This window comes from Comamonas sp. FUJ_7, assembly GCF_057369555.1.
In genome coordinates, this window is sequence record NZ_JBXXZI010000011.1 from 84905 (window position 1) to 95558 (window position 10654).

The window sequence follows — 10654 nt, forward strand, 5'->3', positions numbered from 1 at the left end:
CCCTTCCACAAGAAAAAGAGCGCCCATGACGGCGCTCTTTTTCTTGGATGAATCATCGCCAAGGCTTAAGGCGCCCTCCACTCACCCGCAGGCATATCTTGCTTGCCGATCAGCCAGGGAAGGCGTGAAGAAACTCCTACCAGCACGCCCACAGCCCAGAACAAGGCTGAGACCCCCACCACGGTTCCCAATGAGCCAAACAGAACCGGCATCACCACACTCGAGCCATTGATGGCCATCATGCGCAAGCCCAACGCTTCTCCATGACGCTCTGGTGGGGTGATCTGATGAATCATGCTCATCACCATAGGCTGCACCGAACCCAACACAACGCCCAGCAAGACGGAGCAAGCCCCCATCGTCCAGGCCCCCGGCATGAAAGGGTAGGCAATAAACAGTCCACAGGCCAAAGTCATGGCTCCCAGCACCACCTGCCATTCCGCCAAGTGGCGTGTGATGACAGGCACCAGCAAGCGAATGACTGCTGCAGCAATGGCGAACGCGCCCAGGATAGAGCCGATCACCGATGCAGGAAGGCCTCGCTCATGCCCCAGAATGGGAACGACAAAGGTGTGCACATCCCAGCATGAAGACAGTGCCCAGTTCAGCAGCAGCAAGCGCCTGAAGCCCCGGTTCTGCACCAAATCCCAGGCCGTGGCTTTCTTATGCGCATCGGCATGCTGTATGGGAGGCAACTCCTCCACCGCTCTGACCCAGAACCAGGCGGCCAACGGCATCAGGGTCAGCAAGAGAAAGGCAGCCCTGAAGCCGGTTTCACTGGCAGCCTCACCACCCGCATAGTCAATCAGCAGCCCGGCCGCAAACGGGCCCAGAAAATTAGAAATGGCCGGACCAATCGCCAGCCAGCTGAAGACCTTGCGCAAATCGTCCTTGTTATGCGCCATGCGGCCTACATGGCGCTGCAAGGCAATCAAAGCCGTACCTGCGGCGCCGCCCGTCAATAGCGCACTCAGGCACAGCACGGGATACAGCGGGAACAGAACGGCCACTCCAGCCCCGCAACTGGCCGCAATCACACTGATGATGAGCGGACGCTTGAGGCCATGGCGATCGGCATAGCGCCCGGCCGGCAAGGACAAGAAGACCTGGGTCAGTGCAAACAGCGCCAGCAACATGCCCACCGCTGCTGCGCTATAGCCCTCCTTGAGCGCCAGCAGTGGCGTTGCCATGCGCATGCCTGTCATACAGGCATGAATGCAGATTTGCGCCAGGATCAGGCGCAGCAAGGCTGCATTCATTCCTCACCCTCGCCACCTGGTGGCTCGTCGTGACCGGGAACTGCAGAAAACAGCGGCACCCTATCGGCTTGTGGCAAGTCCTGCACATTGCGCAAATGGCGTTGAATGGCCCGCGTACGCACGCCTACCTGATCGAACTTACGGGCCGCGGCATCGATGGACTTGCGCGTGGCCTCGACCACCTCGCCAAACTTGCCAAACTCGGTCTTGACCTGACCTAGCACGCCCCAGACTTCCGAGGAGCGCTTTTCAATGGCCAGCGTCTTGAAACCCATCTGCAGGCTGTTGAGCATGGCTGCCAGGTTGGCCGGTCCGGTGACGACAATGCGGCTTTCGTTCTGCAAGGCTTCCACCAACCCCGGGCGACGCAGCACCTCGGCAAACAGGCCTTCCGTGGGCAGATACATCACGGCAAAGTCCGTGGTGTGAGGAGGCGCAATGTACTTGCCGGCAATCTTCTTGGCTTCGGCGCGGATAGAGGTCTCAAACGCATTGCCCGCAGCCACGATGGCCACGCGGTCGGCGCTGTCCTGCGCATCCTGCAAGCGCTGGTAATGCTCGACAGGGTATTTGGCATCGATGGGCAGCCATACGGGCTGCTCGTCCTGGCGGCCCGGCAGGCGAATCGCAAACTCCACCAGCTCATCGCTGCCCGGCACGGTCTTGACGTTCTTGGCGTACTGCTCGGGCGTGAGCACGTTGTCGATGATGGAGCCCAGCTGCAACTCGCCCCAGGTGCCGCGCGACTTCACATTCGTCATCACGCGCTTCAGGTCGCCCACGCTGCCCGCCAGGGTCTGCATCTCGCCCAGGCCCTTGTGCACCTGCTCCAGCCGGTCGCTGACCAGCTTGAAAGACTCGCCCAGGCGCTGCTCTAGTGTCGCGTGCAGCTTTTCGTCGACGGTGCGACGCATCTCGTCGAGCTTGAGGGCGTTGTCATTCTGGATGGTGGCCAGGCGCTCGTTGAGCGTGCCACGCAGCTGCTCGGCCGTGGTCTGCTGGCCTTGCGCCAGCGCGCCCAGTTGCTGGCTCACGGCATCTTGCAGCACCGCAAACTGGTGGCGCAGCTGCTCGCCATTGCTGCCCAGCTGATCTTTGAGCGCCGCGCCCATATTCGTGCTCATGTGCGTGAGCTGCTGCTGAATATCGCCCTTGAGCGAGTCCAGCGTGCCGCGCGTGGTTTCGGCCAGCGCCTCAAAGCGCTGCTGCACATGGGCCGTCTGCTCGCCGCTGCTTTGCGCCAGCGCTGCGCGGGCCTGCTGACTGTCCGCCGCCAAGCGCTGCGCCAGCTGGCTGACCTCTTCACGAAAGGCCGTCAACGCGGCCGCCTGCTCGCGCCGCGCCAGCTGCGCATCCTGCTGCGCCTGGGCCAGCTGGGTCTGCACATGCTGGGTGACGCGGTCCAGCGCGCCATCGCTTTTGGCCACCGTCATCTGCGTGCTCTGGCTGCTGCGCTCCAGCTGCTGCAAACGCATGTCCATGGCCTGCAACCCTTGCAGCAGCTGGGCCTGCAAGCGCAGGGCATCCGGCCCCAGCGCGGCGTCTGTCTGACGGCGCAGCCCCTGCAGACACCACAGCAGCACCAGGAGCAAAACCACGATCAACACGGCTGTCGCCGTCAACCCAAGCCACCACATCGTCACAGTCGTGCCGCGCCTTTCATACTCTTGATTTCATAGCTATCAGCGCTTACCAGATAAGCGCTTGAGCCTGTTTTGTATTAAATATTTCGCCCAGGCCTTGGCAGACTGAAGTTTGCAAGCACTAGCGCGCCGGCAAATTATCAGTCCTCAGGCCCTCGAAAAACTCAATGCAATCAAAAGTGGCTGCTCCGCTGCAGCCTTGGTGACAGCCAGGAGGCAAACGTCGGACGCAAGAATCAGGCCTCGCGGTCGACCTGCTGGGCAATGGCCATGGCGAACTTGCCGCCGCCCACCGACCAGTCGGAGTAGTCGTTTTCGTGTGTGAAGATGAACACGTCGTTCGGCGCCACACCGGCGTCTTTTTCCAGGTTGGCGGCGATCTTGGCATGCAGCGCGCGCTTCATCGCATCGCTGCGGCCGCGGCGCATGGTGATCTCCACCACAACGACGCGGTCCGAGCGCTTGTAGCCACTGAAGCTGCGGTTGAAGAAGAATTTGTGCTCGTCATAGTCGTCGACCATGTTGAACATCTCATCAGCAGGCATGCCGATGCCATCGATCAGAGCCTGCTGAATCCCGTTGACGATGGCCTGGCGCTGAGCGAGCGTGGTGTCCTTGTGGACGCTGGTGCGGATAAAAGGCATTGCTGTCTCGCTTGAAATAAAAAAGCCCGCCAGGCGCACAGACGCCAAGCGGGCAGAAATTATCAAAGCCGACAAAGCGCTCAGACCACGCATCCGCCCTCAAACTGATGTGACGTGATGCGGCCTAATCGCCCCTGGCCCAGCCGGTCAGGCCAGCTGGTTGACAGGGGTCAGCGGCCCCTTGCCGGCAAAAAAGGAGATCAGGTTGTCCGCCGCCAGTCCCGCCATGGCAGAGCGTGTGCCCTTGGTGGCGCTGGCGATATGAGGTGTCAGCACCACATTGGGAACCGTCAGTAGATCCGGGTGCACGGCGGGCTCACCCTCGAACACATCCAGGCCCGCTGCCGCAATGCGCTTGTCACGCAGCGCCTGGGCCAGCGCCGCATCATCGACAATGCCGCCGCGCGCAATATTGATCAGCGTGGCCGTGGGCTTCATCTGCGCGATCTCTGCCGCGCCAATGGTGTGGCGGTTTTCTGGCGTGAAGGGCAACACCAGCATCAGATGATCGGCCTGCGCCAGCAGCTCAGGCTTGCTGACGTAGCTGGCCTTGCACTCGGCCTCCAGCGCTGCATCAAGACGCGATCGGTTGTGATAGATGACCTTCATGCCAAAGCCATGGGCTGCACGGCGGGCAATGGCCTGGCCGATGCGCCCCATGCCCAGAATGCCCAGCGTGCTGCCATGCACTTCGGCACCGGCAAACAGGTCGTAATGCCAGTCTTTCCACAGCCCGGCACGCAGGTAATGCTCGCTCTCGCAAATGCGACGTGCAGTCGCCATCAGCAGCGCAAAGCCAAAGTCTGCCGTGGTCTCGGTCAGCACATCTGGGGCGTTCGTGCCCTGCACGCCAGCCGCCGTCATCGCCGGCACATCGAAGTTGTTGTAGCCCACCGCCATATTGGCCACGATCTTGAGCTGCGGGCAGGCAGCCAGCAGCTCGGCATTGATAGCTTGCGAACCAGTGGTCAACACACCATCCTTGCCCTGCAACTGCTGGGCCAGCTCTGCGGGCGTCCAGACCACATCATCCTGATTGGACTGCACCTCAAAGTGCTGCTGCAGCCGTTGCACGACTTCGGGTGAAATGGCCCGGGCAATCAAGATACGGGGCTTTTGACTCATGGCGTTGTCTCCTTTAGATCTATTTCTGCGTTTATTTTGAGAAAGGCATCAGCTTAAACAAGCATGCCCCACCTCAGAGACACCGAGGAAGGGCCGTCCCGCACCGATGGTGTCGTCCCCCTCTGGGGGAAGCGGCAAAGCCGCTCAGGGGGAGCCAGTTATCGAAACCAGATCAAGGTCATCACCACCAGCAGCGGCACCAAAATGCAGACCGACCAGATCATGTAGCCAAAGAATCCGGGCATCTTGACACCGCGATCTTCGGCAATGGCCTTGACCATGAGGTTGGGTGCATTACCAATATAAGTGTTCGCGCCCATGAAGACCGCACCGGCAGAGATGGCCGCCAGCGTCAGCGCCATATCGGTCATCAGATGCGCTGGATCACCGCCTGCGGTGTTGAAGAACACCAGATAGGTTGGTGCGTTGTCCAGGAAAGAAGACAGCACACCGGTGGCCCAGAAGTACATGGCCGGGTTGGGCGTGCCATCGCTATTGGTCACGGCACGCACTACGGCGCCAAACGGGCCATCCACCCCAGCCTTGAGCATGGCAATGACGGGAATGATGGTCAAAAAGATGCCGGCAAACAGCTTCGCTACCTCTTGCATGGGTCCCCAACCGAACTCATTGGCCTTGTGCACCGCTGCCGGTGTGAGCTTGAGCGAGACCAAGGCCACCAGCAGCAAGCCCACATCACGCACCAGACCCGGCAGGCCAACATGGGTTCCCGCAATCTCAAAGCCTGCAGGCGTGCGCCAGATGCCGCTGAGCAGCACCAGAGCCACCACCACCGCCAGCAGCGCAAAGTTCACGCGCCCTTCAAAGCCCAGGCGACTTTGCGCTCCCGTCACATCCATGCTCGGGGTGGGATCTGGCAAATCCGTCTCGCCTTTCTTGCCCATCAGCTTGCTGTCAAGCACATAGAAGATAGCCAGCAATGCCAGGGTCAGAAACAGCATGGGCTGCCAGATATGGCGCACCGTCCAGAAAAAGTCCACGCCCTTCAAAAAGCCCAGGAACAGGGGCGGATCACCCAACGGAGTCAGCGCACCACCGGCGTTGGAGACGATGAAGATGAAGAACACCACCACATGGGCCTGATGACGGCGATTGTCATTGGCACGTAGCAGTGGACGAATCAGCAGCATGGAGGCTCCCGTGGTGCCCATGAAGCTTGCCAATACCGCACCAATGGCCAGGATCGCGGTGTTCAGCCCCGGAGAGCCGTGCAGGTTGCCCCTCACATAAATACCGCCCGCCACTGTGTAAAGCGCCGTCAGCAAGATCACGAACGGCAGATACTCGGCCAGCAATGCATGCATCAGGTTCACCCCGGCTGCGCCCATGCCATAGACCAGTGCGAACGGCAGCAAAAAAGCCAGCGCCCAGCCTGCCGTCACCTTGCCAAAGTGCTGATGCCAGAAATGCGGAACGACCAGAGGCATCAGCGCAATCGACAGCAGCATGCCCACAAAAGGTATGCCCCATGCCACGGACATGGCTGCACCATCCATATCGGCAGCCTGTGCACCGCCCATCGCCAGCAGCAGTCCTGTGGCTGCGACGGCTTTCATCCAAGGTTTGCTGTTCAAACGCCCATCCTCCGTTCTCTCTATTCGGTGCCTGTAGCGACACCGCTGCGTTCATTCGTTCAGAGCTGCTGCGCAGGCTCTGGTGCCGCAATGTTGAAAACTTGGCGCAGATACGCCAGATATTTTTCGTCATCGCACATGCTTTTGCCGGGTGTATCCGAGAGCTTGGCCACAGGTTGGCCATTGCAGCGCGTCATCTTGATGACGATTTGCAGCGGCACATGCTCGGGCGGGCTGCCCAGGTCATTGGTCAGATTCGTGCCAATGCCAAACGCCAGCTGGCAGCGGCCATGGAAGCGCTCAAACAGCTCGATCGTCTTGGGCACTGTCAGCCCGTCGCTGAAGATCAGCACCTTGCTCAGCGGGTCGATCTTGTTGGCCTTGTAGTGCGCAATCAGGCGCTCGCCCCAGTCAAAGGGGTCACCGCTGTCATGGCGCGCACCATCAAAGAGCTTGCAGAAATACAGATCGAAGTCACGCAGGAAGGCGCTCATGCCGTACACGTCAGACAGCGCAATGCCCAAGTCACCACGATACTCACGTGCCCAGGTCTCAAAGCCAAAGACCTGGCTGTCGCGCAGGCGTGGACCCAAAGACTGGCAGGCCTGCAGGTATTCATGCGCCAGCGTACCCAGCGGAATCAGACCCAGCTTCATGGCATACAACACATTGCTGGTGCCAGCCAGTTGCCCCTTGCGCTGGCTCTGTGCCGTGTTACTCAGGCGTGAGCCAGAAGGCCCCAGGCGCGCGCACAGCACACGCAGCACCTCTTCATGCCAAGCCTTGGAAAAGCGACGGCGCGTGCCGTAGTCCGCAATCTTGAGCGACTCCAGCCCAGCTCCCTGCAACAACTCAATCTTCTCGTCCAGGCGCTTGCGCCCCTGCAGGAAATTGGGCACGGGCTGGGTATTGCGGAAATACACCTCGTTGACGATGGCCAGCACCGGAATCTCGAAAAGAATCGTGTGCAGCCAGGGGCCTTTGATGGTGATGTCGATCTCACCATTGCTCAGCGGCGTGACCGTGATGTATTTGTCGTTGAGCTGAAACAGACTCAGGAAGTCGACGAAGTCGCTCTTGATAAAACGCAGTGAACTCAGGTATGCGAGTTCCGCATCCTGAAAGCGCAGCTTGCACAGAGACCGGATTTCTTCGCGGATTTCATTCACATACGGTGCCAGTTGGACACCGGGATTGCGACATTTGAAACGGTACTCCACCTGAGCACCCGGAAATTGATGCAGCACCACCTGCATCATCGTGAATTTGTACAGGTCGGTGTCTAGCAGGCTGGTGATGATCATGGACGACGGTGGGCCTGGCGGTCCGTTCAGTCATGGAACAAGGCTGGCCCAAACAGAAAAAGGCCCAGTCTCAGCAAAGACTGACGAGTGTAGGCGATTCCACACGCCGCCCCGTGCTTGTACTCCCTCACAGTCGCCCCCGGGACCAAGCCACCGCACCTCAAAAAGCATTAATGAAGCATGCCTTGAACGCTTGATAAAAAAGGGCTGGCAGCTATCGAAACCCTTAACCTCAAGAACAGCTGCTCACCTGCAATGGCCACAGCGCGGCCCGCCAAGACTCGGGCAAAGCCACTGGCCTGCGCGTGTGCCTGTCCACATAGACATGGACAAAGTGCCCGGCAGCCGCCGACTCTGGCTGCCCGGCGGCAAATAGCCCCACCTCATAACGCACACTGGAGCGCCCCGTATGCGCGACCCGAATACCGGCCTCCACCTTCTGCGGAAACGCCAGCGAGGCAAAGTAATTGCATTGGGTCTCGATCACCAGCCCTATCGTCTGGCCCTCATGGATATCCAGCACCCCCTGTTCCACCAGATAGGCATTCACAGCCGTATCAAACCAGCTGTAATAAATGACATTGTTCACATGGCCGTAGACGTCGTTGTCTGACCAGCGCGTGCTGATTTCACGAAAGACAGGATAGGCATCACGCCTTTGAGGCATGGCACGCACAGGCGTTTGAGGTGGAGAAGATTGATCGCTCATGCCTGCATTGTGCAGAGCGGCTTTTGCTCAGCCAGCACCACGGCGACAGCACATGAGAGTTCTTGCTCACACAGTTTGATGCATCGCAGCAAAACCGCGCCTAGAGACACTCAACGTCAGTTATCAGACATAACAAAGTTTTTATAAATCAAATACTTATCAAAGAACAACAACTCACGCATTTTTTGCTGCAACGCAACAAATTAATACTTGCACTGGCGCAAAATCTCTCCCACAATGCGATCCATGCTGCACTGCAACATGCGACTGACTCACAGATAGCGGTCATGTCAGAGCAGATATTTCCTCCTGCCCGATCCCTGTGTTAGATCCGTATTTTTGGAGAGTTGCCATGAGCCTGACCCCTGACCAAATCCTGAGCGCACACAAAGCCAACCTGGAAACCCTGTTTGGCCTGACCAGCAAAGCCTTCGAAGGCGTGGAAAAGCTGGTGGAGTTGAACGTCACCGCATCGCGCGCTGCCCTGGCAGAAGCTGCACAACACACCCAGGCCGTTCTGAGCGTCAAGGACGCCCAAGAGCTGCTGACCCTGCAAGCCGGCCTGTTCCAGCCTTTGGCCGAAAAGACTGCTTCCTACAGCCGCCACCTGTACGACATCGCCAGCAACACCACTGGTGAACTCAACAAGGCGCTGGAAGCCCAGTCCAACGAAGCCCGCAAGAACTTCAATGCTCTGCTGGACAGCACTGCCAAGAATGCACCTGTCGGCTCCGAGTCCGCAGTGGCCATGGTCAAGAGTGCGGTCTCTGCCGCCAATAATGCGTTCGAGTCCGTGCAAAAGGCTGTCAAGCAAGCCTCCGACATGGCCGAAGCCAACTTCAGCGCCGCCACCAAGACCGCTACTGAAGCCGTCAAGGCAACGACCGGCGCCAAGCGTTAAGAACATGGTTATTGATGTGCTTGGCAAGAATCTAGGGTTTACCCTATAATTGCCAGCATGTCAGGTCGATGACCATCTGTTGATGCCACCGGCCTTGCACAAGTTGTCTCCTTGGATCCTCCTGAAACCCCCGTTTCATGGATCCCTTTAAAGCCCAATCTTCCCGATTGGGCTTTTTTTTATGCGCGCTTTCCGCAGGACGGCCATGAGCACAAGCTCTGCATAATTGACGTTTACGTCAACGTCAAAACAAGGAGACAACTCATGCAGATTCAAGATCGCGTTTTTATCGTGACCGGCGGCGCCTCAGGCCTGGGTGAAGGCACAGCGCGCATGCTGGCTGCCAACGGTGCAAAAGTCGTCATTGCCGACATGAATGCCGAACGCGGTGAAGCCGTAGCACGTGACATTGGCGGCAGCTATCTGCGCTGCGACGTCAGCAGCGAAGCCGATGGGCAAGCCGTGGTGGCCAAAGCCACCAGCCTTGGCAAGCTGGTTGGCCTGATCAACTGCGCCGGCATTGCCCCGGCAGAAAAAACCGTCGGCAAAAACGGCCCCCACAATCTGGCCACCTACACCAAGACCATCATGGTCAACCTGGTTGGCACCTTCAACATGATTCGCCTGGCATCCGACGCCATGAGCAAGAACGAGCCGGAAGTCACGGGCGAGCGCGGCGTTTTGATCTCTACGGCCAGTGTAGCCGCCTATGACGGCCAGATCGGTCAAGCCGCCTACTCGGCCTCCAAAGGTGGTGTGGTCGGCATGACCCTGCCCATTGCCCGCGACCTGGCGCGCAGCGGCATTCGCAATATGACGATTGCCCCCGGTATTTTTGGCACCCCCATGCTGCACGCCATGCCGCAGGAAGTGCAAGACGCCCTGGCAGCCAGCGTTCCCTTCCCCAGCCGCCTGGGCCGCCCCGAAGACTACGCCAAGCTGGTCAAGCAGATTCTGGAAAACGACATGCTCAACGGAGAAGTGATTCGACTCGACGGTGCCATTCGCATGGCCCCAAAGTAATGCCCGGCAAAGAGAACGCCTGAGATTGGAGCCTGCTGCTCGGCTGCAGCAGCTGCCCGCACAGGCAACAAACAGAAAAAAACAGGAGCTGCTAGCGCACGCAAGACCTTGATTTCAAATAGAAAACCACCTGAAATCAAGAATCTACGAGCGCAAGCAGCTCCTGTTTTTGAGACTTGAAAGATCTTCCAAAGCCGCAAATAACCGAATATGTTTGAGCGCCCGAAATAGTTCCTGCACCAGAGCAACGAAAAAAGCCGCAACCAACTGCTTGATTGCGGCTTTTTGAATCTGGCGGAGTGGACGGGACTCGAACCCGCGACCCCCGGCGTGACAGGCCGGTATTCTAACCAACTGAACTACCACTCCTGGCAGGAAGCTTTGCTGCACATCATGCAGCTGCAAGCGCTTCAAACTTGGCGACCCTACGGGGATTCGAACCCCGGTACCC

The 10654-nt window shown here is 58.9% G+C and carries 9 protein-coding genes and 1 tRNA gene; 2 read left to right on the forward strand and 8 right to left on the reverse strand.

What is annotated here, in order from left to right:
- Positions 1-65 precede the first annotated feature (65 nt).
- The 7 genes from AC2I9W_RS15495 to AC2I9W_RS15525 form a co-directional block, all read right to left on the reverse strand.
- Positions 66-1259 (reverse strand): MFS transporter, encoded by a 1194-nt coding sequence (locus tag AC2I9W_RS15495; protein WP_486410817.1) that lies wholly within the window; start codon positions 1257-1259, stop codon positions 66-68.
- A complete protein-coding gene (locus AC2I9W_RS15500; protein WP_486410827.1) occupies positions 1256-2896 on the reverse strand; it encodes a DNA recombination protein RmuC in 1641 nt (546 codons plus the stop codon). Before AC2I9W_RS15500 ends, AC2I9W_RS15495 begins: the two co-directional genes overlap by 4 nt.
- A 242-nt stretch (positions 2897-3138) precedes the next feature.
- Positions 3139-3546 carry a tautomerase family protein gene (locus tag AC2I9W_RS15505; protein WP_486410818.1) on the reverse strand — a complete coding sequence of 136 codons (408 nt, stop codon included), beginning with the start codon at positions 3544-3546 and terminating at the stop codon, positions 3139-3141.
- A 147-nt stretch (positions 3547-3693) separates the two neighbouring features.
- On the reverse strand, positions 3694-4671 hold the full coding sequence (locus tag AC2I9W_RS15510) for a 2-hydroxyacid dehydrogenase (protein WP_486410819.1): 978 nt from the start codon (positions 4669-4671) through the stop codon (positions 3694-3696).
- A gap of 158 nt (positions 4672-4829) precedes the next feature.
- The gene (locus tag AC2I9W_RS15515; protein WP_486410828.1) at positions 4830-6248 is read right to left on the reverse strand and encodes a sodium:proton antiporter; all 1419 of its coding nucleotides are present in this window, start codon (positions 6246-6248) and stop codon (positions 4830-4832) included.
- Positions 6249-6325: 77 nt separating this feature from the next.
- On the reverse strand, positions 6326-7570 hold the full coding sequence (gene pncB / locus AC2I9W_RS15520) for a nicotinate phosphoribosyltransferase (protein ID WP_486410820.1): 1245 nt from the start codon (positions 7568-7570) through the stop codon (positions 6326-6328).
- Between the two features lie 232 nt (positions 7571-7802).
- Complete coding sequence (locus AC2I9W_RS15525; RefSeq protein ID WP_486410821.1) at positions 7803-8279, reverse strand: acyl-CoA thioesterase; 477 nt, start codon at positions 8277-8279, stop codon at positions 7803-7805.
- A gap of 352 nt (positions 8280-8631) precedes the next feature.
- Here AC2I9W_RS15525 and AC2I9W_RS15530 point away from each other — a divergent pair, with 352 nt between their 5' ends.
- Together AC2I9W_RS15530 and AC2I9W_RS15535 are read left to right on the forward strand one after the other, a co-directional pair.
- A complete protein-coding gene (locus AC2I9W_RS15530; RefSeq protein ID WP_486410822.1) occupies positions 8632-9180 on the forward strand; it encodes a phasin family protein in 549 nt (182 codons plus the stop codon).
- Positions 9181-9444: 264 nt separating this feature from the next.
- Entirely contained in the window at positions 9445-10203 is a 759-nt protein-coding gene (locus AC2I9W_RS15535; RefSeq protein WP_486410823.1) for a 3-hydroxyacyl-CoA dehydrogenase, read from the forward strand.
- 292 nt (positions 10204-10495) lie between these two features.
- On the opposite strand, the gene AC2I9W_RS15540 is transcribed toward AC2I9W_RS15535, so the two are convergent.
- Positions 10496-10572, reverse strand: a tRNA-Asp gene (locus AC2I9W_RS15540).
- Positions 10573-10654 lie beyond the last annotated feature (82 nt).